Genomic DNA, 23,616 nt, shown 5'->3' with positions numbered 1-23,616 from the left:
GAAACTCACTGAAAGAAGACATCATGACGCGTAGCTCCGTTTTGTTTGCCCTGATCTGCTCCGTCGCCGCGTCGCTGGCACAGGCACAGGCACCAGCGCCTGTTCCCGCCGCCGCCGTATCGCTGAGCCCCGGCCCCGTCGCCGATAAATTGATTCTGATCGACAATAAAGTCGGCACGGGCAAGGAAGCCTCCGCTGGCAGTAACGTCACCGTGCACTATACGGGCTGGCTGTACCGTCCCCTGGCGAAAGATTCGCGCGGCAAGAAGTTCGACAGCTCCGTTGGCCGTGGCCCGTTTGATTTTCCGCTCGGCAAGGGCATGGTCATCAAGGGCTGGGACCAGGGCGTGGCTGGCATGAAAGTAGGCGGCAAGCGCACCTTGATCATTCCAGGCGACATGGCCTATGGTCCGCGTGGCGCCGGCAATGGCGACATTCCGCCGAACTCGGCACTGATCTTCGATGTGGAATTACTGGACGTTAAGTAATTATGCAGTTTGGCGGCGGCGCATGCACGCGCTGCCGCCATCAGCGCTTTGAAACGCGGTAGACTGCAGTTTCTTGAAATAGCGGAGACTGCTTCCATGAACATCGCCAATGACGTCACTGAACTGATCGGCAACACCCCCCTGGTGCGCATCAATCGCATCGCCGCCGGCAGCGTTGCCACCATCCTGGCTAAACTCGAATTCTATAATCCCGCGCACAGCGTCAAGGACCGCATCGGCCTGGCCATGATCGTCGCGGCAGAAGCGGCCGGCAAGATCCATCCCGATACCATCATCGTCGAACCCACGAGCGGCAACACGGGCATTGCGCTGGCCATGGTCTGCGCCGCGCGCGGCTACCGCTGCACCCTCGTCATGCCCGATACCATGAGCCGCGAACGGCGCATCTTGCTGCGCGCCTATGGCGCCGAGCTGGTGCTCACACCCGGCAGCGAAGGCATGCTGGGCGCCATCCGTACGGCCGAAGAGATGGTGGCAGCCGATCCGCGCTACCTGATGCTGCAGCAATTTAACAATCCCGCCAATCCCGCCATCCACCGCGTCACGACAGCCGAGGAAATCTGGCGCGATACGGATGGACAAGTCGACATCGTTATCGCTGGCGTCGGCACGGGCGGCACCATTACCGGTATCGGCGAAGCGCTCAAGGAACGCAAGCCTGGCCTGCAAGTGATTGCCGTGGAACCGGAAGCGTCGCCGATGCTGTCGAAAGGCACGAAAGGGCCGCACCCGATCCAGGGCATCGGCGCCGGTTTCGTGCCGCATGTGTTGAACACCGCCATCTACGATGAAATCATTTGCGTCAAGAGCGACGACGCGTTCGCCACCGCGCGCCTGGCCGCCAGCGATGAAGGCTTGCTGGTCGGCATCTCGTCGGGCGCCGCCCTATGGGCCGCGCTGCAAGTGGCGCGCCGTCCGGAAAACGCGGGCAAGACCATCGTCACCATCATCGCGTCGTTTGGCGAGCGTTACCTGAGTACGGCGCTGTATGCGGGCTTGGGCGACTGAGTGTGGGCCTGTCGGGCGCGGCTGCGTAGGTGGTCGCGCCTCACCGGCGCTGCCGCAGGGGAGCGGTTGAATTTACCCCGGCGAAATATGCGCGAGGCAGACACGGCAGGCGCAGTACAATACCGCCATACTGGGCCGTAATGGTTCGGCCTGTATTGTGCCTTTGAATGGAAATATGTTCCTGGTAAAACCTGAACGCCGCCGCCTGCTGCAGGTGGGCGCAACCGTGGCTGTCATTGCGCTGGGCCTGGCCTCGCGCGCCTATCCCCAATTGCTTCCTGCCGCCCTCGGCAAGTATCCGGGCGACGCCCTGTGGGCCATGATGATCGTCTTTGCGCTCGGTGCCATCGCCACGCGCATGCGCACGTGGAAACTGGCGCTGTATTGTCTGCTGATCTGCTTTGGCGTCGAATTTGGCCAGTTGATCCAGGTGCCATGGATCGTCGAGCTGCGCGCGCATCCGCTGGGGCACCTGGTGCTGGGTTCCACCTTTGGCTGGGCCGACCTGATCGCCTACACGGTCGGTGTGGCGATCGCTGCACTGGTCGATAAAGCGGCGCTGTTCAAGCGCCGCTAAGCTTTGATATGTGGGGCCAGTTCCTTTGGAATCGGAATGCGTCCCATTGGGACACATTCCCCTGACAGGACTAGCCCCATCAGTATCACTTGACGTTACCCTCCGCGCCGCGCAATTCCACGGGTGCCAGTTTGAGTTTGCTCAATTGCGGGGCGATCTTCGCCTTGTCGCCCACGCCGATGACGATCAGCTTTTCCGGCTGCAGGTATTTCTTCGCCACTTGCTGCACCTGCTTGTCCGTCACGCTGGCAAAGCGCTGCGGCAAGGTTGCGTAGTAGTCGAGGCCGAGGCCGTAGATATACGCGTTGGCCAGGCTGGCGCTGATGCTGGCATTCGTCTCGAACTGGCCCGGCAGCGACAGCACCTGCGAATTGCGCGCATTCGACAATTCCTTGGCCGCCAGGGGCTGGGCGATCATGGCGCGGATTTCCTTGAAGGTTTCCGACACGGCCGGACCCGTCACGTCGGTGCGTACGCCGGCGGCAATCGAGAACGGCCCCGGCTCGCTGCGGTACTGGAATTGCGAGTGCACGCCATAGGTGTAGCCCTTTTCTTCGCGCAGCTTATTACTGAGCCGGCTGGTAAACAAGCCGCCCAGCGCCGCGTTCATCACTTGCAGCGGCGCATAGTCGGGCGTCGTGCGGGCCACCCCGATGCTCGATATGCGCACGGCCGTTTGCGGCGCGCCCGGCTTGTCGACCAGGATCAGCCGGGCTTGCGTCGTGACCGGCGCCGCCGTCACGGACGGCGCCACCGGGCCCGCCTTCCAGCTGCCGAACTTGGCTTCGGCCAGCGCCTTCAATTCGGTAGCGCCGATATCGCCCGAGACGATCAGGGCCGCATTATTGGGCACGTAATGCTGCTGCCAGAACGCCTGCAAGTCGGCGCCGCTGGTCGCTGTCAGGGCCGCTTCCGTGCCCAGCTCGGTGGTGCCGTATGGATGTTGCGGGCCATACAGGGCCGCCGCTTCCACGCGAGCCGCCACGGCCGCAGCGTTTTCGCGCTGCTGTGCCAGTTCGCCGATGCGGCTGGCGCGCTGGCGCTCCACTTCGGCTGAGGGGAATTGCGGGTGCAGTACCACGTCGGCCAGCACGTCTAGCGCTTGCGGGAAGGTGGTCTTCAGCGACGTCAGCTGGGCGAACGAGGCATCTGCGTCGGAACCGGTGCCCAGGAAAGCGCCCAGTTGCGCCACATCATCGGCGATCTGCGGCGCGCTGCGCGTGGCCGTGCCTTCCTGCAGCAATTGCGCTGTAAAGCCAGACAAGCCCGGCTGCGCCAGCGGGTTGGCACCCGAGCCGCTTTTGATGACCAACTGGCTCGCCACCAGCGGCACGGCCGGGTTGTAATGGTGGATCACCGTCAAGCCATTGCTCAGGGTGAAGGACGTCGCTTGCGGCAGCACAATCTTCGGCGCCGGACCCGCCTTCGGCACGGCTCGGCGCCATGCTTGGTCCGCATTGATGGCCGTGCCTGGCGCCGCCTTGACCTTGCCCGGTGCCGGCGTCGGCACTTCCGCGCCCAGGTCCGGCGTGCCGGGCACGCCATACACGACCACGCGCGACTGGTTTTTCAGATAGGTGTCGACGGCGCGCTGCACGCCGGCCGCCGTCACCTGGCGGTAGCGTTCGATATCCTTGGCCAAGTAGCCCGGGTCGCCCAGGTACTGGTTGTACTGATTCATCATGTTGGCGCGGCCGCCCACTTTTTCCACCTGGCTCAGCATGGCGGTCTCGATGCTGTTGCGGGCCCGCTCGATTTCCTTCTCGCCAGGCCCTTGGGTGCGCAATTGCTCCAGCTCCGTTTGCATGGCTTGCTCGATTTCCTCGGGCAGGTGGCCGGGGCGGGCCGTCACGTCGATGGTAAACACGGAGGTGAGGGCGTTCGAGCTTTGGTTGGCGCCCACGTCCTGCGCGATCTGCTTGTCGTACACCAAGGACTTGTACAGGCGGCTGGACTTGCCGCCGGCCAGGATGTGCGCCGCCATCGACAGTTCCGCATCATCCTTGGCGTAGGCGGACGGCGTCAGCCAGGCCATGAAGACGCGCGCTAGCTCGACCCTGTCTTGCACCACGAGGCGGCGTTCCTGCGTGATGGGCGGCGTCACCACAGCGGGCTTGGCCACGGCCGGGCCGCTCTTGAAGCTGCCAAAGTATTTGTTGACCAGTTCCTTGGTTTTCGCTTTGTCGATGTTGCCGGCGATCACCAGGCTGGCGTTGTTGGGGCCATAGTAGTTGCTAAAGAATTCCTTGATGTCGGCCAGTTTGGCGTTTTGGATGTCCGCATGCGTACCGATGACGCTGGCGTAATACGGGTGGGTCTTGGGGAACAGCTGGTGGTACAGGGCTTCCTGCACGATGCCGTAGGGCGCGTTTTCCACGCTCTGGCGGCGCTCGTTGCGCACCACGTCTTGCTGGTTGGTCAGCGCCGTCTGGTCGAGCACGTCCAGCAGATAGCCCATGCGGTCGGAATGGGCCCACAGGGCCAGTTCCAGCTGGTTCGACGGTACCGTGTCGAAATAATTGGTGCGGTCGAAATCGGTGCTGCCGTTCGAATCGGTGGCGCCTGCCCCTTCGAGCAACTGATCGGCCATGCCGCGTGGCACATGCTTGGTGGCGGCAAACATCATGTGTTCAAACAAATGCGCAAAGCCCGTCAGGCCGGGCGCTTCATTGGCCGGCCCCACGTGGTACCAGATATTGACAGCCGTGACGGGCAATTTATGCTCTTCCACGAGGATCACATCGAGGCCATTCGGCAGCGTGTATTTTTCGTAGGCAACATTTGGCACGGTCGTCGCTGGCGTCGCGACGGCCGCAGCGGCGGCCTGGGCGAGGCTGAGCGGGGTGCCGTACAGCGACAGCATCAGGGCGGGAATGGCCAACAGTTTGATCGGTTTCATGCATGTTTCCAGGCGAAGGTGAGGGGAGACGCTGCGGCATGCTCGTCGCTGGCGCAGCGCGATGGTGCTAGGGTTTATACAGCAGGGCCGCGCCGCCCAGTACCAGCAGCGCACAGGCGAGGGAGACGATGGCGGCCGCGCCCAGCAGGCGCCATTCGCGCGGCGTGAAGCCGGCCGGCCCGGCTGGCGATGGCGCAGACACGGGCGCGGACAAGGGCAATTCCAATTCGGCTGTCGGCTGGGCCATGGCCGCCGCTGGCAAGGGCGGCAAGCCGCCCGCCGCGCGTGCCTGCGCCGCCAGCGCTTGCGTGGCAGCGTCCAGCAGGGCCAGCTGGCGCTCGACGGTTTCCGCCAGCACCGCTTCGTTCAGCGCCACCAGGGCGAATATCGGGTCGTCAACGTCGATCTTGATGCCCGTCTTGTCGAACACGTGGCTGCGCAGTTTATGCTGGTCCATCTACCATTGCACCTTGTCGAGTTGTTCGAAGATGTCGCGGTAGACCACCTTGATGCGCTGCTTTTCCATGATGTTGAACTTATCGTTTTGCAGCACTTCCTGCATCGTCAGGCGGGCCGTGTTCATTTTCTTGATATCCGCGCCAAAGGTGTCGGGATTGCGCTGGCTCAAGGTAATGCTGCCCCTGACGCGCGCGCGGTTGTCGGCATACGACTGCGATTCGATAAACTGCTTGCCGGATGCCGATTGCAGCAGGCCGAAGTGTTCGTTTTGCCACAGCACCAGTGGCACTTTCGTCGCTTGCGCCGTGGCAACAAAGCCCGTGGCCGTGTCGTGCAGGGTATCGCCACCACCGACGATGGTGTGGATGTAGACCTTGCGGCCCGATTCTTCGAGCAGCGAGAAGCAGTCGTTTTCCAGCAGATAGCCCATCAGCGGTGAAAAGGTATTTGCGCCATTGTCGATCACGCAGTTGCCGTCTGTTTCGAGGATGTCGATCATCAGCGCGTCAAAGCGTTTCGGGTCGATGTTGCGCGCATCCGTCATCACCGGCACATGCTTGACCTGCATCGCCTTGTAGCGCGAGAACGTGGCGTTTTCCTGATCGGTGTCATAGCAGCGCAAAGGCAGGTCGTCCTTGCCGTTTAGCCACTGGGCCAGCAGGGTCGATACCAGGGTCTTGCCAATGCCGCCCTTGCCCTGCAGGATGAAATGTACCGTGTTTTGCATTGCGACTACTCCAAGTTGTTGCGTCAGTGACTATCAAAGATCCGTGACAGCGGCGCGCGTCAGGCCACCACTGGCATGTTGCGCGCCATCGTTTGCAACGATGCCACGCGCAACAGCGATCTGCTGATGATGCCAGTCAGGATACCATTGATATAGAGCAAGTTTTGTGTGAAAAATCTCCCCCGATAGTATGAACCAGGATGCAGTGCCATTGTCCTGTCTCGAGAAAGCCTGCAGCGCCGAGCTCAGTCAAGAAAGCGTAGCAGTTCTTGCAGGGCGTGCGCTACCGCCTGCTCGCGCACGGCCTGGCGGTCGCCTGCAAACACCTTGCGCTGCGTCTGTACGCGCCCGTCCACGGCCCAGCCAAAGCAGACGGTGCCGACAGGCTTGCCCGGCACGCCGCCCGTGGGGCCAGCAATGCCCGTGGTCGAGATGGCGACCTGGGCATTGCTGTGGGCCAAGCTGCCTTGTGCCATGGCGGCGGCCACTTCCTCGCTGACGGCACCGTGTACGGCGATCAGCTCGGCGGGTACGCCCAGCATGCTGCTCTTGGCCGCATTGGAATAGGTGACGAAGCCCCGTTCGAACCAGGCGCTCGAACCGGCGATGTCGGTGACGGCCTGCGCCACGCCGCCGCCCGTGCACGATTCGGCCGTGGCCAGCAGCAGGCCCTTGGCCTGCAAGGCCAGGCCGACTGCGTTGGAGAGGGGAACGAGTGCGTTGCTCATGGAGGACTCCTGCATGCGATGTGGAAGGGTGGCAAGACTGTAGCATGACCGCCGGTAAAAGAAAGTTTCCCCTTTAACAGCGAAAATGCGTACACTCTTTTATACATTTGCTACCACTTCGGGATGGCGGGCGCTCTGTCGCTGCGCCACCCTGGTGCGCATCGCCCGAATAGGCACGCGGCATGGTGCCGCGCCTTCGTACGCATTATCTTTACTCGGTTGTCATGGCAATTCTGAACTGTTCCTGGTGGCGCCATTCTGGCGCCCTGCGTCGCCCCTTGCGCGGCGCAGAGCGCCACCCTCTGCGCTGGGGCTGGCTATTGCTGCTCCTTAGCCTGCTATGCGCCGATGCGCTGGCGCAGATGCAGGGCGAACTGGAACGCCAAGTCAAGGCCGCGTACCTGTATCGGTTTGCCGGTTATGTCGAGTGGCCGGACGGCAGTTTTTTGCGCCCAGACTCTGCGTTGGTGATTGGCGTGGCGGGCGCCGATGCGCTGGCCGAGCAGCTCGAACAGAGCGTGGCCGGGCACAGCGTCAATGGTCGCGCCGTGCAGGTAAAAAAGGTACGCCGCGGCGAAACGCTGGCCGGGCTGCACGTGCTGTACCTGGGCGTGCTCGACAAGGCGATACTGCACGAGATGCTGGCCGCTAGCCGTGGCCTGGCGTTACTGACGGTCTCCGATTCGGAAGAGGTCTATGCGATGGGCAGCATGATCAATTTCGTGATGGCCGAAGACAAGGTGCGCTTCGACGTGGCCCTGAAACCGGTGGCGCAGGCGCATATCCGCATCAGTGCGCGCATGCTGCTCGCTGCGTACCGCGTGCAGACGGGGGGCGCATAAGCATGATCAGGCTGCGTTCCATTCGTCACAAACTGATGTCGGTAGTCTTGCTGACGACCCTGGTGGCGCTCGTCATTTCGCTGGCCACCATCGTCGTCTATGACTTGCGCGCCTACCACCGCAACCTGGTGACCGATATCAGTACCCAGGCCGAGTTGCTGGGGCACATGAGTTCGGCCGCGCTGACCTTCGATGACGAGCGCCTGGCGCTGGAAAACCTCAACCTGATGCGCATCCGTCCGCGCGTGACGGCCGGCGCCCTCTACAAGGCCGATGGCAGTCTGTTTGCCAGCTACCGCGCGAATGAGCGCGTGGGCGAGCTGCCAGACAAGGCGGGCAAGGAAGGCGAAACCATTCAGGGCAGCTCGCTGGAACTGTTCAGGGCCATCGTTGACAATGGCGAACTGCTGGGCACCGTCTATCTGCGTGCCGATTATGAGCTTGCCGGCCGCACGGCCGACTATCTGGCCATGGCGCTGGGCGTGACGGTGCTGGCGCTGCTGGTGGCCTTGTTGCTGCTGCGTCGCCTCGATTTTGTCATCACGCAGCCCATCCTCGATATCGCTGATGTGGCGCGTGTCGTGATCGAGACGGGCGACTACTCGCGCCGCGCGCGCAAGCTCAGCGTCGACGAAGTGGCGCAGCTGGTCGATTCCTTCAACAAGATGCTGGCCGAGATCGAGCTGCGCACGCATGCGCTGGAGCGCTCGAACGGCGAACTGGCGCGCGAAGGCGAGCAGCGCACCCAGGCGCAGCAGGAAGTCATGCGCCTGAATCAGGAGCTCGAAGTGCGCGTGCACGAGCGCACGATGCAGCTTGAAATGACGAATGCGGAACTGGCCATGGCGATGGAGGAGGCGCGCAGCGCCAACTATGCCAAGTCGGCGTTCCTGTCGTCGATGAGCCATGAATTGCGCACGCCGCTGAACGCTATCCTGGGCTTCGCGCAAATCCTCAGTTCCGACCGCCTGCCGTCGACCCTGCAGCAAAAGAAGGAGTTTGCCGGCCATATCCTTAAATCGGGACGCCATTTGTTGACCTTGATCAATGAAATCCTCGACCTGGCGAAGGTGGAGTCGGGCACGCTCAGCCTGTCGCTCGAACCTGTGGGCCTGGACGCCATCTTGCAGGAATGCCACGACATGATCGCGCCGCTGGCCACCCAGCGCCGCATCGGCATGGTCTTCCCCGATGCCTGCACCTACAACGTGCTGGCCGACCGCACGCGCCTCAAGCAGATTTTGTTGAACCTGCTGTCGAATGCGCTCAAGTACAACCGCGAGCAGGGGCAGGTGACCATCGATTGCGCGCCGCAGGTCGGCGGACGGGTACGCATCAGCGTGCGTGACACGGGCTTGGGCTTGAATGCAGAACAGGTGGCGCTGCTGTTCCAGCCCTTCAACCGGCTGGGGCAGGAGGGCGGCACCGAAGAAGGTAGTGGCATTGGCCTGGTAGTGACGAAGCGCCTGGTGGAATTGATGGATGGCAGCATCGGCGTGTCGAGCACGCTTGGCGATGGCAGCACTTTCTGGATCGAGCTGTGCATAGTCGATGCCGTGCCCATTCCCGTGGCCCCGGCCTTGTCGCGACCTGACCTGGCCGGCGCCTTGCTTGAGAACAGCGCCCCCGTCACCTTGCTGTATGTGGAAGACAACCCCGCCAACCTGACCCTGGTCGAGGAAATCGTGCGCTACTGCCCCCGATTGCAGTTGCTGACGGCCAGGGATGGCCGCCTGGGCGTGGAGATGGCGCGCAGTCACTTGCCGCAGATGATCTTAATGGACATCAACCTGCCGCATGTGAACGGCACGGATGCGTTGAAACTACTGCGCGCCGATCCGCGCACGGCGCATATTCCTGTCATCGCTTTGACGGCCAACGCCATGCCCGGCGATGTGGAGCGCAGCATGGCGCTGGGCTTTTACCGCTATCTTACCAAGCCGATCAACCTCGATGAATTTACCGAGGCGATTAACAGTACCCTGGCCTATGTGGCGCAGCAGCGCCAGCGGCAAGGCAAGTGGGCGCCATGATCAGCCAGGCCGATATTTACGCGGCTAAAATTCTCATCGTCGACGACCATGAAGTCAATGTACGCCTGCTCGAGCATCTACTCGGCAGCGGTGGTTATACGGCCATTACCAGCACCCTCGATGCGCGCACCGTAGTCGGCCTGCACCAGCGCCACCAGTTTGACCTGATCATTCTCGACCTGGTCATGCCTGCCATGAGCGGCTATGCCGTGATGGATGCGCTGCGCCCGCTGGAGCTGGAAGGCTATCTGCCCGTGCTGGTGATCGCCGCCGACCCTGAGGCCAAGCTGGCCGCGCTGGAAGCGGGCGCGCGTGACTTCATCAGCAAGCCGTTCGACGCGCTCGAAGTGCTCACGCGCATCCGCAACATGCTCGAAGTGCGGCTGCTGCACCGCGCCGCGCATCACTACAACACGCTGCTCGAACGTACAGTGGGCCAGCGCACTGCCGAGCTGCAGCGCTTTCGCGGCGCCATGGATGCCACCAGCGACGCCATCTTCCTGGTCGACGTGCTGTGCATGACCCTGGTCGACGTCAACGACGGCGCGTGCCGCCTGCTCGGCTATGCGCGCGGCGAGCTGCTGGCGCTGGCGCCCGGCACCTTGTTGCCGTCGCCGCCATCGGCGCCCCTGACCGCGCTGCCGGACGGCCCGGTCCAGCTGGCCATGGAAGTGACGGAGTGCGAATTGCTGCGGCGCGACCTGAGCCTGGTGCCCGTGGAACTGGGCTGGCACTGGTATGTACAAGCGCCCGTGGCAGGCGGACAGGGGCCCGGTGGCCTGCTGCTGATTGCCGTGGCGCGCGACATCAGCGAGCGGCGCCAGGCGCAGGAGCGATTGAAGCACCTGGCCCATTACGATGGCTTGACTGGGTTGCCTAACCGCAGCCTGTTTTACCAGGCGCTGGCCCAGGCCGTCGAACTTGCACAGGAAAAAAGATGGCGCATTGTGGTGCTGTGCATCGGACTCGACCGTTTCAAGAGCATCAACGATACCCTGGGCGCGGCGCTGGGCGACGAATTGCTGCGCCAGTTCAGCAACCGCCTGGTTCAATGCGTGCGCCTGCGCGACACGGTGGGGCGCCTGGGCAACGACGAATTCGCGTTGATCCTGAGCATGAGCCGTAACCAGCAGGACGCCGTGGCCGTGGCCAATCAGGTGCGTGTAGCCTTGCGCGCACCATTCGACTTGCGCGGCCATGCGGCCACCCTGACGGCCAGCATCGGCATCGCCATGTATCCGGACGACGCCACCGACCCGGAAACGCTGATTAAATACGCGAATACGGCCATGGACGGCGCCAAGCAGGCGGGGCGCGACGGCTACCGCTTTTTCACGGCCGGCATGAACGTGCAGGTGCTGGTGCGCCTTGACTTGGAACTGGCGCTGCGCCATGCCATCGAACACGAACAATTCATCCTGTACTACCAGCCCAAGGTGGACTTGCGCACGGGCGGCATCAGCGGTGTCGAAGCGCTGCTGCGCTGGCGTCGCCCTGGCTACGGCTTGGTGGCGCCGGCCGAATTCGTGCCGGTGCTGGAAGATACGGGCTTGATCGTACGCGTGGGCGCGTGGGTGATCCAGGCCGCCTGCCGCCAGATCGCCGAGTGGCGCGACAGCGAAGTGGGGCCCGTGCACGTGGCCGTGAATGTGTCGAGCCGCCAGTTTGCCGAAGGCGACCTGGAAGGCGAGGTGACGTGCGCGTTGGCGCAGTATGGCGTGGCGCCTGAACTGCTGGAGCTGGAACTGACGGAAACGGCGCTGATGTCGAATGCCGAACACACCATCGTCGTACTGGGAAAATTGAAGAAAATCGGCGTCAAGGTGGCGATCGACGATTTCGGCACCGGCTACTCGAGCCTGGCGTACTTGCAGCGCTTCCCCATCGACAAGCTGAAAATCGATATCGCCTTCGTACGCAACATCACCAGCAATCCGAACGACGCGGCCATCGCGCTGGCCATCGTCAGCATGGCGCATAGCCTGAAACTGAGGGTGGTGGCCGAGGGCGTGGAGTCGCGCCCGCAGCTTGAATATCTGCGGCGTAACCGCTGCGACGAGATCCAGGGCTTGTATTTCAGCCGCGCCTTGCCCGCGCTGGAACTGGGGCAGATGATTGTTGTCGGCGCCGGCCTGCCGCCCGGTCTTGATCCCGCCGCGCAGCCGGCGCAAACTCTGCTCATCGTCGACGATGACGTCAACGTGCTGTCGTCGCTGCACCGCCTGCTCCGCCCTGAGGGATATCAGATCCTCACGGCCAGCACGCCAGGCGAGGGCTTCGAGATGCTGGCGCTGCACCGCGTGCACGTCATCGTCTGCGAGCAGCGCATGCCCAGCATGAGCGGCACGGAATTTTTGAGCAAGGTCAAGGAACTGTATCCGGAAACCATACGCATCATCTTGTCGAGCTACACGGGCTTCGAAGCGGTGCTCGACTCGATCAACCGGGGTGCGATTTACCGTTTTTATACCAAGCCCTGGGATGACACCGAGCTGCGCGACAACATCCGCCTGGCCTTCCAGCACTACTGGATGGTGAACCAGCCTGGGCTGGCGCGCGCGGCGCTGCGGTAGCCGGTTTAATTGTCGTCTGCATTGTCGTCTGCATTGTCGTCGTTAGTCGCTGAAATGGTCGAAGGACGATAGTTGCAGGTCGAGTGGCAAGCCGGCCGCATCGACCAGGCGCAAGCCGCTTTGCTCCTGAATGCAGCCGACCCGTGTGACGGGCGTGCCACAGCTGGTCGCCAGGGCGGCGATGGCCTCGCGCGACGCTGCCGGTGCCGTGAAACACAGCTCATAATCGTCGCCGCCGGCGGCCGTGTAGCGGCGGCGCAGGCCGGTTTCTTGCTGCGCCAGCACGGGACCGGCTGGCAGCGCATCGACATCGAGCGTGGCACCGACTTGCGACGCTTTCAGGATATGACCCAGATCTCCCACCAGGCCGTCGGAAATATCAATGGCCGCATGCGCCAGGCCATGCTCGGCCAAAGCGCAGCCTAGTGTCACGCGCGGCGTGGGCGTGTGCATGCGCGCCGCTGCCGTCAGCAGCTCGTTTGGTGTCAGCGCCTGCTCCATGCGGTAGCCGGCCAGCGCCAGGCGCGCATCGCCGACAGTCCCGCTGACCCAGATATCGTCGCCCGCCACGGCCGCGCTGCGGCGCAGCGCCTGGCCCGGTGTCAGTTCGCCGAACACGGTGATGCAGATATTCAAGGCACCCTTGGTGGTGTCACCGCCGATGAGTTCGCAGCCGAATTCATCGGCCAGCGCAAACAGACCTTCGGCAAAGCCTGCCAGCCAGGCGCGCTCGGCTTGCGGCAGGGCCAGGGCCAGGGTAAATGCCACGGGACGCGCGCCCATGGCGGCCAGGTCAGACAGGTTCACGGCCAGGCTTTTGTGGCCCAGCATGCGGGCGTCGGCACCGGCAAAGAAGTGCCGGTCCTCGACCAGCATGTCCGAGGAGATGGCGATCTGCTTGCCGGCGCCGGGGGTGAGCAGGGCGCAATCGTCGCCGATGCCCAGAGTGGCCCGGCTGGGGCGCTGGCGTACAAAATATTGTTTGATCAGGTCGAATTCGGAAAGCGCGTCTTGTAGGGCCATGGCGTAGTCTGTTCGTTGAGTGATGGTGGGGCCTGGCTATTATAGGCTGGCCCGGAATACAGGTCTTTGTCACTGCAAGCAGCTGACCATGCCCATCCTCGATAGGGCAGTAAATTTGAAATACCTTATACATAACTAAATAAGCTACGCCCGACGACTTATTGGAAATATTGTTACTATGTCTTCAATATTTGGCAAATGAGAACGCGCTACGTCCAAATCCAATGTTGTAAATATAACGAGGCCAACATGATGTCGAGACCGTTGCAGACGCACTCGCAACCTGAACTTTCAGAGATCGGTAAAGTTGACAACTTGTTGATCCGGCGCTTTTGCAGTGGTGACTTGCGCGCATTCGAAGTGCTGGTAACAAAATACCAGCGCCGGGTTGCCGCGCTGATTAACGCTTCGGTGCGCAATAACGCAGTGGCAGAAGAACTGACACAGGAAGCGTTTCTGCGCGCTTACCGCAGTTTGCCCGAGTTTCGTTTCGAAAGTGCGTTTTCGACCTGGCTGTATGCGATCGCCCGCAACCTGACAATGTCTTATTTCAGGGATGGCCAGGAGCAAGACGAAAATTCCATCCCGATGGATCTGCTGACAGAAACGATGGTGCTGCAGGATAATGCGAGCTGGAAAGGTCACGCACCCGGTCCCGACGAGCACTTGTGCGGCGCGCAACTGGCGGCCGGCATTGAACAGTCGATCGAAAACCTGACGCCGAGCATGCGCAGCGCCTTCCTTTTGCGCGAGCGCGATGACTTGAGCTATCAAGCAATTGCGACGCAACTATGCATGCCACTCAATACGGTGCGTTCACTTATTTTCCGCGCACGTGCAACTATTAGTTCGGATATACGTCCAATGTTAAGCAAAGCCATTTCAGTGAGGTCTTTTTGAATTCGATAGCAAACAGCGACAGCATGGAATATGTACTGCAACTGCTCGAAGAAGACATTAGCGATACCGCATTTCAGGCTGCCATTGAAGAACTCGATGCATCACCGGCACTATTTGAGTCCCTGGTGGCAGTGCAGTTTGTGAAAGACGCGCTCCGGGGCAACTGTTGTCCCGACCGGCATTACACTGCGGGGATCATGCGTTTCATCGCCGCGGCCGAAGCCACGCGCACTGCCGAGTGTGGTACCGAAAGAGTTCCCGAATGATGGCTTTGATACAGGCAGGCGGATCGGCAACAGATCCGTTTTGCATCGGGAAGAAAGCAACCAACTAGCAACATCACCATCATCGGAGTAACCGTGGATCTAATCACAGTAGGACAATTCGAACTGGTATATAACGCGTTTTCATTCGCCATTGCCGTCATGGGAGCGGCAACGATCTTCTTTTTCCTCGGACGCTCACAGGTGGCGGCGCCCTACAAGACGGCCCTCACCATCACCGGCTTGGTGACACTGATCGCCGCCTACCACTACATCCGTATTTTCGCCTCGTGGGAAGAGTCGTACACCGTGGTGGCAGGACAGGTAACGGCGACGGGCATCAAATTTAACGATGCCTATCGTTACGTCGACTGGTTGCTGACGGTGCCGCTGCTGCTGATCGAACTGATCCTGGTAATGCGTTTATCGCCAGCGGAAACCGTGGCAAAAAGCACCAAGCTGGGCTTGCTGGCCGCACTGATGGTTGTGCTCGGTTACCCCGGTGAAATTTCCGGTGTTCCTGGCACGCGCTGGCTCTGGTGGACGCTGGCCATGATCCCGTTCCTGATCATTGTCTATGACCTGTTCTTCGGCCTGAAAAAATCGATCGCATCGCAGCCGGAATCGGCACGCGGCCTGGTCAGTGCCGCACGCTGGGTGACCGTGTTGTCGTGGTGCTTTTATCCGGTCGTCTTCATTTTCCCGATGATAGGCTTTACTGGCGGCGCTGCCACCACCGCCGTTCAGGTGGGATACACGGTCGCTGATATCGTAGCCAAAGCGGCATTCGGCGTACTGATCTACATGATCGCGGTCCGCAAGTCGGCCGCCGACGAGCATGCCGTCGCCCCCGCCTCTGGACACAAGCAAGGCGGCAACGCGTAAGCTTCACAAGTAGGATGTTGATGCGCCGGGGCCGTCGGTTCCGGCGCAATTTTCCTCGTCGCTGGAGCGAAACCATGTACGCGCAAGCCATACCATCACCTCATCAGGTGCTCATTCCAAGGCCCGCCCCCGCCACTGCGGTGGCCACCTTCGGGAGTTTGCTCGATGCGGTCGAACTTAATTTATTCCATAGCGTCGCCTCGCACATGCCGCCATCGGACGCGGCCACTGCCGCTGCCTGCCATCTGCGCAGTGGCGGCCAGCGTGTGCGCGCCCGCCTGGCCATCCATGCCGGGCTGAGTCTGCAACTGGCGCCTGGCGATATCGTCGCCATCGCCACCACAGTAGAACTGCTGCACAACGCTTCGCTGATACACGACGACTTGCAAGACCGTGACCTGCTGCGCCACGGCGTAGCCACTGTCTGGTCGGCGTTTGGCGACAACACGGCCATTTGCGCCGGCGATTTGATGCTGGCAATGGCCTACGGCGCACTTGGTGCAGTCACCCAAACGAGCCTCCTGCCGGCGCTGCTGAACCTGACGCTGGCGCATACGAGCAAAGCGATCCACGGCCAATGCCTAGATCTGGCCGGCCCGCAGCATGACGACATCGCCAGCTATGAAGCGATGGCGAGGGCAAAATCGGGCGCCCTGCTGAGCTTGCCGACGGAACTCGCGCTGCTCGCTGCCGGGCGCGCCGAGGCCATGCCGAACGCCAGATACGCTGCCGAAAGCTTTGCCATCGGCTATCAGATCGTTGATGACATCGACGATATCGACATCGATTCGGACCCGCTGAAGATAGCGCGCTCATTCAACATCGTGCTGATGCTGCAAGCAGGCGGACAAGCGTCTGCCCGCGCCGCCGCAGTGAAGCGGGCACAGCACCATTTCGGGTGCGCCGCCGCTGCCGCCGCCGAACTGCCTGGTGGCACCGGCGATTTGCTCACGACGCTGATACAGCGTCTGGCGCAGCGCTTATGAGAGACACCGACATGCACGAACAAGCGCACGGCATCGTCATCGGGGCCGGCTTTGGCGGTATTGCGGCAGCGCTCAGGCTGCGCGCCAAGGGTTACCGGGTCACGCTGCTCGATCGCAGCGGTGCGCTCGGCGGACGCGCTCAGGTGTTCGAGCGCGACGGCTTCCGGCATGACGCCGGGCCGACCGTCATTACCGCCCCATTCCTGTTCGAAGAACTGTTCGAATTGTTCGGCGAACGCATGGCCGACCATCTGACGCTGGTGCCGCTCACGCCCTGGTATCGCTTCCGTTTCGCCGATGGCGACACCTTCGATTACGGCGGCACGCTCGAACAGACCATGGCCGAAATCGCCCGCATCGAGCCGCGCGACTGCGACGGTTACCTCGCCTTGCTGGCCCATTCAAAACGTATCTTTGCGGTCGGCTTCACCGAATTGTCTGCCCAGCCATTCGACCGGCTGGTCACGATGCTACGCCAGATCCCTCGCCTGATCGGGCTCGGTAGTTACCAGACCGTGTGGGGCCTGGTGTCGCGCTATCTGACGAGCCCGAAACTGCGCCAGGCGTTTTCAATCCAGCCGCTGCTGGTGGGCGGCAATCCATTCAATACCACTAGCATTTATGGCCTGATCCATTTTCTCGAGCGCGCCTACGGCGTCCATTTTGCGATGGGCGGTACCGGCGCGATCACGGCTGCGCTGGGCCAACTGATGCAGCGCCATGGTATTGTGGTCCAGCTCAACACGACCGTCAGTTCGATCCGCGTCGAACAAGGCAAGGCTACCGGCGTACAACTGGAAAACGGCACACTGCTGAACGCCGATCTGGTGGTATCAAATGCCGATGCGGCGCATTTGTATGGCGCCATGCTTAAACCGCGTCAGCAGGCGCTGTCGGCGCGTCTGAAACTGGCCGCAGCGCATTATTCGATGGGATTGTTTGTGCTCTATTTTGGCACTACACGCACCTATCCCGATGTTGCGCACCATACCATTTCGATGGGCGAACGCTACCGCGAGTTGTTGAAGGACATTTTTGAGCGCAAGGTGCTGGCCGATGACTTCTCGCTGTACCTGCACCGGCCTACCGCCACCGACCCCAGTTTTGCGCCGGCCGGCTGTGACAGTTTTTACGTGCTGTGCCCGGTACCGAATCTGCAAGGCGGCATCAACTGGCAAGAGCAAGGGCCGCTGCTGCGCGACCGCATCGTCGCCGCGCTCGATGCGACCTTGCTGCCAGGCTTACAGGAAAGCATTACCGCCGATTTCTTCAAGACGCCCGAAGACTTCCAGCACGATTACCTGAGCGTGCACGGTTCCGGCTTTTCAGTGGCGCCGCTGTTCCGGCAATCGGCCTGGTTTCGCTTCCACAACCGCGCCGAAGGCATCAAGAATTTGTATCTGACCGGCGCCGGCACCCATCCCGGCGCCGGTTTGCCGGGCGTGCTCTGCTCGGCCAAGGTCGTCGACGCGCTGATTCCAGCCGCGACCGCAGTGACGCGGGCAACATGACGCCGGCGCGCACGCCGGCACAACAGCGCGCGCTAGCGAACGCCGGCGCCGCGCTGCGCTCGAAAGGACGCAGCTTCTACTGGGCCGGCCACCTGCTGGGCAGGGTGCATGCCGCGCGCGCGACGCGCCTGTACGGTTTTTGCCGCCATGTCGACGATCTGGCCGACGAAGCAACGTCGGTCGAGGATGCGCAGCGCGCGCTGGCACTGCTGAGCACCGAGATCGCTGCCGGCATCTCGGATGATCCGGCTACGCGCGACGTGCTGGGTCTGATGGCCGAATGCGCTATCGAACCGGCGCTGATGCTCGAATTGATACGCGGCGTGGCTTCGGATCTGGAGCCGGTGCGTGTCGAAGACGATGCTGCCTTGCTGCGCTACTGCTATCGGGTAGCCGGCACGGTCGGACTGATGATGTGCCAGGTATTGGGCGTACGCGACGAGGCGGCGCTGCGCCATGCGCTCGATCTGGGCATTGCCATGCAGCTGACCAATATTTGCCGCGATGTGAGCGAAGATGCAGGCGCCGGACGACGCTACCTGCCGGCGTCGCGCATCGGCGCGCTCGCGCCGCAGCAATTGATTGCGCCAGCCCTGTCCTTGCAACCGTTGCTGCGCCGCTGCGTAGCTGACTTGCTCGATCAGGCCGACATCTATTACCAGAGTGGCCAACAGGGTTTGCCCTACTTGCCGCTGCGCGCGCGTGGCGCCATTCTCGTCGCAGCGCGCCTGTACCAGGCCATCGGTGTGCGTCTGCGGCGCAGTGACCATGCATTCTGGGAAGGACGCGCGGTGGTGCCAGGCAGGAGCAAGGCGGCGCTGACACTGCACGCCTTGCTGACGGCGGCGCTGACGCCGCGCTTCTGGCGCAGCAGCCGTGGGCACGATCATGCATTGCACAACGCTTTTGCCGACTTGCAGCATGCGCTGCCGCGCAGCGAACGGGCACATGAGCACTGAATTCGACCTGATCATATTGGGTGGCGGTTGCGCCGGCCTGAGCCTGGCGCTGCGCCTGGCCGCGCTTGGCGAGCGCTGTCCGCGCACGCTGATCATCGAAGCGCGCCATGCTTACACCAACGACCGGACCTGGTGTTTCTGGGGCGAGCCGGCAGCGCCGCTGCGCCATCTGGTGCAGCAACGCTGGAATGCGCTGACCGTGCATACGGACGCGGGCCAGGTCAGGGTCGACTGCTCTGCCACGCCTTACCAGCGCATCAGCGCCGATGCGTTTTACACCGAAGCGCTGGCCAAGGTCGCCAGCAATCAGGCCATCACGCTGCTGCTGGGCGAGTCTGTCGATGGTACGCCACGCAAGGCTGAGCAAGCCTGGCATGTCACTTGCCGCCAGAACGCTTATCGCGCTGCGATGCTCATCGACACCCGCGCTGGCGCCGGCATCGGTGAGCAGCCCAGCGCAGAGGCCACGCTCTGGCAGTCATTTTACGGTCAGGAAATTGTCTGCAGCGCGCCGATATTCGATCCCGCTTGCGTGACGCTGATGGATTTTCGCGGCACCGGCCTAGAGCGCATCTTGTTTACCTATGTGCTGCCTCTGTCAGCGCACCGCGCGCTGATCGAAGTGACGCAATTCGGGCCGACGCCGCTGAGGCCAAAACAATTATCGGACGAACTCGCACTGGCCGTTGCCGCCTGCACTGGTGCAACCAGGTTCGAGGTGCTGCGTTACGAGCATGGCATGCTGCCGATGGGCTTGCAGGTATCGGCTGCAAACTCGGCTGCAAAGTCGGCTGCAAAGTCGGCTGCACAGTGCGATCCGACCTATGTCAGGGCCGGCATACTGCAAGGGGCGGCGCGTCCGGCCACCGGTTACGCATTTCAGCGCATACAGCGCTGGGCCGAACTGTGCGCCGAGCGGCTCGGCGAAGGTGCATTGCCGCTTGCTCATGTGGCTGACCCGCCGCTGCTGCGCGCGCTGGACGGCCTGTTCCTGTCACTGCTGCGGGCCCGGCCGGACATCGCGCCCGCGCTGTTTCTGCGCTTGTTCGACACGGTCGACAGCGGCTGCCTGACGCGCTTCCTGAGCGAGCAAGGCAGTCTGACCGACTGCGCAAAGATCGTTGCCGCGTTGCCTGCGCGCCCATTCCTGCGTCATCTTCCGATCGCGCTCAAGCAATTGGCGACGCGCCGCAGTGCCGTGCTGCCGGCATGACGGCACTACGCATCCAGGGATTGCTGTTTTGCGCCATTGCCGCCGGCGTCGCGGCTGCGGGCGTCGTCGTTGCTGATGCGCTGGCGCTCGCATTGGGCGGCACGACAGGTCTGCTGGTGCTGGCCGCACTCATCTTGCTGCTTGGCGTGCCACACGGTGCGCTCGACATTGTGTTCGCCCAGGAACTGTACGGCGTGCACGGATTGCGCCACTGGTGCGGCTTCACGCTGGCGTATTTGAGTGCGGGGCTGCTGGTGGTACTGATATGGCACACGATGCCACAATTATTCCTGCTCGGTTTCCTGCTATTGTCGGCGCTGCATTTTTCGGGCGACCCGGCGCCAGGCACCAGCTTGGTCGCGCGCCTGCTCTACGGCGGCGCCATGATCGTGCTGCCCGCCCTGCTGCATGAAAACGAGATGGCGCGCCTGTTTGCCTTTCTGGTGTTACCGCAAGCGGCGATGCTACTGGCCAGCTTTTTACACGAGATCAGCTGGCCTTGGCTGCTGGCAACGGCGCTGGCAGCAGCCTGGCAAAGCCGCACGCATTGGCTGACCGGCCTCGAAATGGCGGCGGCGGCGGCGCTGGCGCTGCTGGCGCCGCCGCTGTTGGCATTTACCGTGTTTTTTTGTGCCATGCATGGCGCGCGCCACATCGTGCGCACCTGGCACTATGCTGGCGCTGGCGCTGAATCGACGACAAGGCTGGGCCGCGCCGCTCTGCTTCCCATGCTGGGTACGCTCATCCTGGGGGGGGCCGCCGCATACGGTTTGCGCGCCGCTCCACTGGAAGCGGGCCTGATGCAATTGGTGTTTGTCGGACTGGCGGCGCTGACAGTGCCGCATATGGCCCTGGTGGAGCAAGTGCGCTGGTCTGGCTGGGCCAGACGGGACGCGCCGTCCCCGCTCAATCGGTGAAGAGATGCGTATGGCCCTGCCGCTGTAGCGTGCTATTGGTCTTTCATTTAAAAAACAAATCGAAGTATAATAATTGATAGTTTTTATTGCTTATCCTATGTATGCCACCAGATGGCTTTACAATGGTAAGTTATACGTTTTCGTGATATCAGACTGTGGCTAGCGGAAAATACCTAGCTGATTGAAAGAATTGGTCTGATAAAATCCCGAATACCCGATCGACCAAACAGGAAGGCTGCACAGCATGGATTCGTCATCTGATAAAAAAGAAGAATTGCGTCAACAATTGCGCTTGGCTGCACTTGAATATCACGAGTGTCCGCGCCCCGGTAAAATCAGCGTGACGCCCACCAAACAACTGACCAACCAGCGCGACTTGGCGCTCGCTTACTCGCCAGGCGTGGCGGCACCGTGCGAAGAGATCGTCATCGATCCGGCGAATGTGTATAAATATACGGCGCGCGGCAACCTGGTGGCCGTGATCACCAACGGCACGGCCGTGCTGGGACTGGGCAATATCGGCCCGCTGGCCGCGAAGCCGGTGATGGAAGGCAAGGGCGTACTGTTCAAGAAATTCGCCGGCATCGACGTCTTCGACATCGAAATCAACGAGATGGACCCGGACAAGCTGGTCGACATCATCGCTTCGCTGGAACCGACCTTCGGTGGCGTGAACCTGGAAGATATCAAGGCGCCCGAGTGCTTTTACATCGAGCGCCAACTGCGCGACCGCATGAAGATTCCCGTCTTCCATGACGATCAGCACGGCACCGCCATCATCGTCGGTGCGGCCATCCTGAATGGCTTGAAAGCCGTCGGCAAGAAAATTGAGGAATGCAAGCTGGTCGTGTCGGGCGCAGGCGCCGCTGCGCTGGCCTGTCTGGACCTGATCGTCGACCTGGGCTTCCCGCTGAAAAATATCTACGTCACCGACCTGGCCGGCGTGGTCTACAAGGGCCGCACGGAACTGATGGACCCGGACAAGGAACGCTTCGCGCAAGACACGCCGCTGCGCACCCTGGCCGAGGTCATCCCGGACGCCGACATTTTCCTCGGCGTTTCCGCCGGCGGCGTGCTGAAACAAGACATGGTGCGCAATATGGCGCCGAATCCCTTGATCTTGGCGCTGGCCAACCCGAATCCGGAAATCCTGCCGGAAGAAGTCAAGGCCGTGCGCAGCGACGCCATCATCGCCACGGGCCGTTCGGACTATCCGAATCAGGTCAACAATGTGCTGTGCTTCCCGTACATCTTCCGCGGCGCCCTCGATTGCGGCGCGACGACGATTACGCGCGAGATGGAAATCGCCGTGGTGCACGCGATCGCCGACCTGGCGCATGCCGAGCAGTCGGACATCGTGGCCACTACCTACGGCATCAGCAACCTGTCGTTCGGCCCTGAATACCTGATCCCGATGCCGTTCGATCCGCGCTTGCTGATCAAGATCGCCCCGGCTGTCGCCAAGGCGGCCGAGGAATCGGGCGTCGCCACCCGTCCGATCAAGGACTTGCAAGCGTATGCGGATAGCCTGCAGCAATTCGTCTACCGCAGCGGCACCTTCATGAAGCCATTGTTCCTGAAAGCCAAATCGACGCCGGCCGAACTCAAACGCATCGTCTACGCCGAAGGCGAAGAAGAGCGCGTGCTGCGCGCCGTGCAAGTGGTGGTCGATGAAAAGCTGGCGCGGCCTATCTTGGTGGGCCGTCCACCGGTACTCGAAGCGCGCATCGAGAAATTCGGCCTGCGCCTCAAGCAAGGCGTCGACTTCGACGTCATCAACCCGGACTTCGACGAGCGCTATCGCGATTACTGGAATACGTATTACGCCATGACCAGCCGCAAGGGCGTCACCGAGGAATACGCGAAACTGGAAATGCGTCGCCGCCATACCCTGATCGGATCGATGATGATCCACAAGGGCGACGCCGACGGCATGATCTGCGGTACCTTCGGCACCACCCAGCTGCACCTGAAGTACATCGACCAGGTGCTGGGCAAGCGCGCCGGCAGCAATGTCTATGCGGCCATGAACGTGCTGATCATGCCGGAGCGTCAATTGGTGATGGTGGACACGCACGTCAACGAGAATCCGGACGCCGAGCAATTGGCCGAGATCACCATCATGGCGGCCGAAGAGATGACCCGTTTCGGCCTGTCGCCGCGCGCGGCTCTGCTGTCGCATTCGAACTTCGGTTCCAGCGACAGCGCCTCGGCGCAAAAAATGCGCGCCGCGCTGGCGATCATCAAGGAACGCGCCCCGGACCTGGAAATCGACGGCGAAATGCACGGCGATACGGCCCTCGACAGCAAGCTGCGTCAGAAAATCATGCCAAACTCGGCACTGAAGAACGATGCCAACCTGCTCGTCATGCCGAATATCGAGTCGGCCAACATCGCCTACAACCTGGTGAAGACGGCAGCCGGCAACGGCATCGCCGTGGGTCCGATCCTGCTCGGCTGCGCCAAGCCCGTGCACATTCTGACGCCATCGGCTACCGTGCGCCGCATCGTCAACATGACGGCCCTGTGCGTCGTCGACGCCGTGGCGCAACGCAAGGCCTAAGCGCTAGCTGCTCGACAAAAGCCGCGCCATCCTTCACGGTG

Annotated in this window: 20 protein-coding genes; 15 read left to right on the top strand and 5 right to left on the bottom strand. The window is 62.0% G+C overall.

Translation table 11 applies throughout. The features are described 5' to 3' along the window. Positions 1-23: 23 nt before the first annotated feature. From ACQ4V8_RS07115 to ACQ4V8_RS07105, 3 genes are all read left to right on the top strand, one after another. Complete coding sequence (locus ACQ4V8_RS07115; protein ID WP_010401609.1) at positions 24-488, top strand: FKBP-type peptidyl-prolyl cis-trans isomerase; 465 nt, start codon at positions 24-26, stop codon at positions 486-488. 96 nt (positions 489-584) lie between these two features. Further along, on the top strand, positions 585-1,517 hold the full coding sequence (gene cysK / locus ACQ4V8_RS07110) for a cysteine synthase A (protein WP_196854904.1): 933 nt from the start codon (positions 585-587) through the stop codon (positions 1,515-1,517). A gap of 175 nt (positions 1,518-1,692) precedes the next feature. Next, a complete protein-coding gene (locus tag ACQ4V8_RS07105) occupies positions 1,693-2,094 on the top strand; it encodes a ribosomal maturation YjgA family protein (RefSeq protein WP_070346168.1) in 402 nt (133 codons plus the stop codon). A gap of 85 nt (positions 2,095-2,179) precedes the next feature. Here ACQ4V8_RS07105 and ACQ4V8_RS07100 read toward each other — a convergent pair whose 3' ends face one another. The 4 genes from ACQ4V8_RS07100 to ACQ4V8_RS07085 form a co-directional block, all read right to left on the bottom strand. Further along, on the bottom strand, positions 2,180-4,993 hold the full coding sequence (locus ACQ4V8_RS07100; protein WP_070346169.1) for a M16 family metallopeptidase: 2,814 nt from the start codon (positions 4,991-4,993) through the stop codon (positions 2,180-2,182). A gap of 67 nt (positions 4,994-5,060) precedes the next feature. After that, on the bottom strand, positions 5,061-5,450 hold the full coding sequence (traM, locus tag ACQ4V8_RS07095) for a conjugal transfer transcriptional regulator TraM (protein WP_070346170.1): 390 nt from the start codon (positions 5,448-5,450) through the stop codon (positions 5,061-5,063). Beyond that, complete coding sequence (locus ACQ4V8_RS07090; protein ID WP_010401592.1) at positions 5,451-6,179, bottom strand: P-loop NTPase family protein; 729 nt, start codon at positions 6,177-6,179, stop codon at positions 5,451-5,453. A gap of 245 nt (positions 6,180-6,424) precedes the next feature. After that, entirely contained in the window at positions 6,425-6,907 is a 483-nt protein-coding gene (locus tag ACQ4V8_RS07085) for a CinA family protein (RefSeq protein ID WP_010401591.1), read from the bottom strand. 224 nt (positions 6,908-7,131) lie between these two features. On the opposite strand from ACQ4V8_RS07085, the gene ACQ4V8_RS07080 reads away from it, so the two are divergent. Genes ACQ4V8_RS07080 through ACQ4V8_RS07070 form a run of 3 tightly spaced genes read left to right on the top strand, consistent with a single transcriptional unit; the run spans position 7,132 to position 12,355 of the window. Next, on the top strand, positions 7,132-7,749 hold the full coding sequence (locus ACQ4V8_RS07080; RefSeq protein WP_157998773.1) for a TOL_0243 family YfiR-like periplasmic protein: 618 nt from the start codon (positions 7,132-7,134) through the stop codon (positions 7,747-7,749). Between the two features lie 2 nt (positions 7,750-7,751). After that, the gene (locus tag ACQ4V8_RS07075; protein ID WP_495542704.1) at positions 7,752-9,782 is read left to right on the top strand and encodes a sensor histidine kinase, YfiR-like protein-associated; all 2,031 of its coding nucleotides are present in this window, start codon (positions 7,752-7,754) and stop codon (positions 9,780-9,782) included. Continuing rightward, entirely contained in the window at positions 9,779-12,355 is a 2,577-nt protein-coding gene (locus ACQ4V8_RS07070; RefSeq protein ID WP_436571166.1) for an EAL domain-containing protein, read from the top strand. The genes ACQ4V8_RS07075 and ACQ4V8_RS07070 overlap by 4 nt, the downstream gene beginning before the upstream one ends. A 42-nt stretch (positions 12,356-12,397) precedes the next feature. Here ACQ4V8_RS07070 and thiL read toward each other — a convergent pair whose 3' ends face one another. Continuing rightward, entirely contained in the window at positions 12,398-13,378 is a 981-nt protein-coding gene (gene thiL, locus ACQ4V8_RS07065; RefSeq protein ID WP_436571139.1) for a thiamine-phosphate kinase, read from the bottom strand. Between the two features lie 249 nt (positions 13,379-13,627). On the opposite strand from thiL, the gene ACQ4V8_RS07060 reads away from it, so the two are divergent. The 9 genes from ACQ4V8_RS07060 to ACQ4V8_RS07020 all read left to right on the top strand — a co-directional run bounded on the left by ACQ4V8_RS07060 (position 13,628) and on the right by ACQ4V8_RS07020 (position 23,575). Next, on the top strand, positions 13,628-14,278 hold the full coding sequence (locus tag ACQ4V8_RS07060; RefSeq protein ID WP_261980854.1) for a sigma-70 family RNA polymerase sigma factor: 651 nt from the start codon (positions 13,628-13,630) through the stop codon (positions 14,276-14,278). A 23-nt stretch (positions 14,279-14,301) separates the two neighbouring features. After that, on the top strand, positions 14,302-14,544 hold the full coding sequence (locus ACQ4V8_RS07055) for a hypothetical protein (protein ID WP_010401584.1): 243 nt from the start codon (positions 14,302-14,304) through the stop codon (positions 14,542-14,544). Between the two features lie 93 nt (positions 14,545-14,637). Then, positions 14,638-15,426: a bacteriorhodopsin-like gene (locus tag ACQ4V8_RS07050; RefSeq protein ID WP_010401582.1), complete on the top strand. Its 789-nt coding sequence runs from the start codon at positions 14,638-14,640 to the stop codon at positions 15,424-15,426. A gap of 74 nt (positions 15,427-15,500) precedes the next feature. Further along, positions 15,501-16,412: a polyprenyl synthetase family protein gene (locus tag ACQ4V8_RS07045; RefSeq protein WP_436571138.1), complete on the top strand. Its 912-nt coding sequence runs from the start codon at positions 15,501-15,503 to the stop codon at positions 16,410-16,412. Between the two features lie 11 nt (positions 16,413-16,423). Then, positions 16,424-17,923: a phytoene desaturase family protein gene (gene crtI, locus ACQ4V8_RS07040; protein WP_436571137.1), complete on the top strand. Its 1,500-nt coding sequence runs from the start codon at positions 16,424-16,426 to the stop codon at positions 17,921-17,923. Continuing rightward, positions 17,920-18,882: a phytoene/squalene synthase family protein gene (locus ACQ4V8_RS07035; RefSeq protein WP_070346176.1), complete on the top strand. Its 963-nt coding sequence runs from the start codon at positions 17,920-17,922 to the stop codon at positions 18,880-18,882. The genes crtI and ACQ4V8_RS07035 overlap by 4 nt, the downstream gene beginning before the upstream one ends. Further along, entirely contained in the window at positions 18,872-20,095 is a 1,224-nt protein-coding gene (locus tag ACQ4V8_RS07030) for a lycopene cyclase family protein (RefSeq protein WP_070346177.1), read from the top strand. Before ACQ4V8_RS07035 ends, ACQ4V8_RS07030 begins: the two co-directional genes overlap by 11 nt. After that, positions 20,092-21,012, top strand: coding sequence for a Brp/Blh family beta-carotene 15,15'-dioxygenase (locus ACQ4V8_RS07025; protein ID WP_010401572.1), 921 nt, complete (start codon positions 20,092-20,094; stop codon positions 21,010-21,012). The genes ACQ4V8_RS07030 and ACQ4V8_RS07025 overlap by 4 nt, the downstream gene beginning before the upstream one ends. Before the next feature lie 244 nt (positions 21,013-21,256). Beyond that, on the top strand, positions 21,257-23,575 hold the full coding sequence (locus ACQ4V8_RS07020) for an NADP-dependent malic enzyme (protein WP_029496694.1): 2,319 nt from the start codon (positions 21,257-21,259) through the stop codon (positions 23,573-23,575). Positions 23,576-23,616: the final 41 nt, after the last annotated feature.

It is taken from the genome of Janthinobacterium paucivorans (assembly GCF_051380805.1).
Classification (GTDB): Bacteria; Pseudomonadota; Gammaproteobacteria; order Burkholderiales; family Burkholderiaceae_D; genus Janthinobacterium; species Janthinobacterium lividum_D.
This window is presented reverse-complemented; position numbering and strand designations above follow the sequence as displayed.

Coding starts and splice junctions, on each gene's coding strand:
- ACQ4V8_RS07085 (WP_010401591.1), bottom strand. CDS start 6,907: ATGAGCAACGCACTCGTTCCCCTCTCCAACGCAGTCGGCCTGGCCTTG.
- ACQ4V8_RS07090 (WP_010401592.1), bottom strand. CDS start 6,179: ATGCAAAACACGGTACATTTCATCCTGCAGGGCAAGGGCGGCATTGGC.
- traM (WP_070346170.1), bottom strand. CDS start 5,450: ATGGACCAGCATAAACTGCGCAGCCACGTGTTCGACAAGACGGGCATC.
- ACQ4V8_RS07115 (WP_010401609.1), top strand. CDS start 24: ATGACGCGTAGCTCCGTTTTGTTTGCCCTGATCTGCTCCGTCGCCGCG.
- ACQ4V8_RS07025 (WP_010401572.1), top strand. CDS start 20,092: ATGACGGCACTACGCATCCAGGGATTGCTGTTTTGCGCCATTGCCGCC.
- ACQ4V8_RS07105 (WP_070346168.1), top strand. CDS start 1,693: ATGTTCCTGGTAAAACCTGAACGCCGCCGCCTGCTGCAGGTGGGCGCA.
- ACQ4V8_RS07060 (WP_261980854.1), top strand. CDS start 13,628: ATGATGTCGAGACCGTTGCAGACGCACTCGCAACCTGAACTTTCAGAG.
- ACQ4V8_RS07035 (WP_070346176.1), top strand. CDS start 17,920: ATGACGCCGGCGCGCACGCCGGCACAACAGCGCGCGCTAGCGAACGCC.
- ACQ4V8_RS07075 (WP_495542704.1), top strand. CDS start 7,752: ATGATCAGGCTGCGTTCCATTCGTCACAAACTGATGTCGGTAGTCTTG.
- ACQ4V8_RS07070 (WP_436571166.1), top strand. CDS start 9,779: ATGATCAGCCAGGCCGATATTTACGCGGCTAAAATTCTCATCGTCGAC.
- ACQ4V8_RS07100 (WP_070346169.1), bottom strand. CDS start 4,993: ATGAAACCGATCAAACTGTTGGCCATTCCCGCCCTGATGCTGTCGCTG.
- ACQ4V8_RS07020 (WP_029496694.1), top strand. CDS start 21,257: ATGGATTCGTCATCTGATAAAAAAGAAGAATTGCGTCAACAATTGCGC.
- thiL (WP_436571139.1), bottom strand. CDS start 13,378: ATGGCCCTACAAGACGCGCTTTCCGAATTCGACCTGATCAAACAATAT.
- ACQ4V8_RS07055 (WP_010401584.1), top strand. CDS start 14,302: ATGGAATATGTACTGCAACTGCTCGAAGAAGACATTAGCGATACCGCA.
- crtI (WP_436571137.1), top strand. CDS start 16,424: ATGCACGAACAAGCGCACGGCATCGTCATCGGGGCCGGCTTTGGCGGT.
- ACQ4V8_RS07045 (WP_436571138.1), top strand. CDS start 15,501: ATGTACGCGCAAGCCATACCATCACCTCATCAGGTGCTCATTCCAAGG.
- ACQ4V8_RS07030 (WP_070346177.1), top strand. CDS start 18,872: ATGAGCACTGAATTCGACCTGATCATATTGGGTGGCGGTTGCGCCGGC.
- ACQ4V8_RS07080 (WP_157998773.1), top strand. CDS start 7,132: ATGGCAATTCTGAACTGTTCCTGGTGGCGCCATTCTGGCGCCCTGCGT.
- cysK (WP_196854904.1), top strand. CDS start 585: ATGAACATCGCCAATGACGTCACTGAACTGATCGGCAACACCCCCCTG.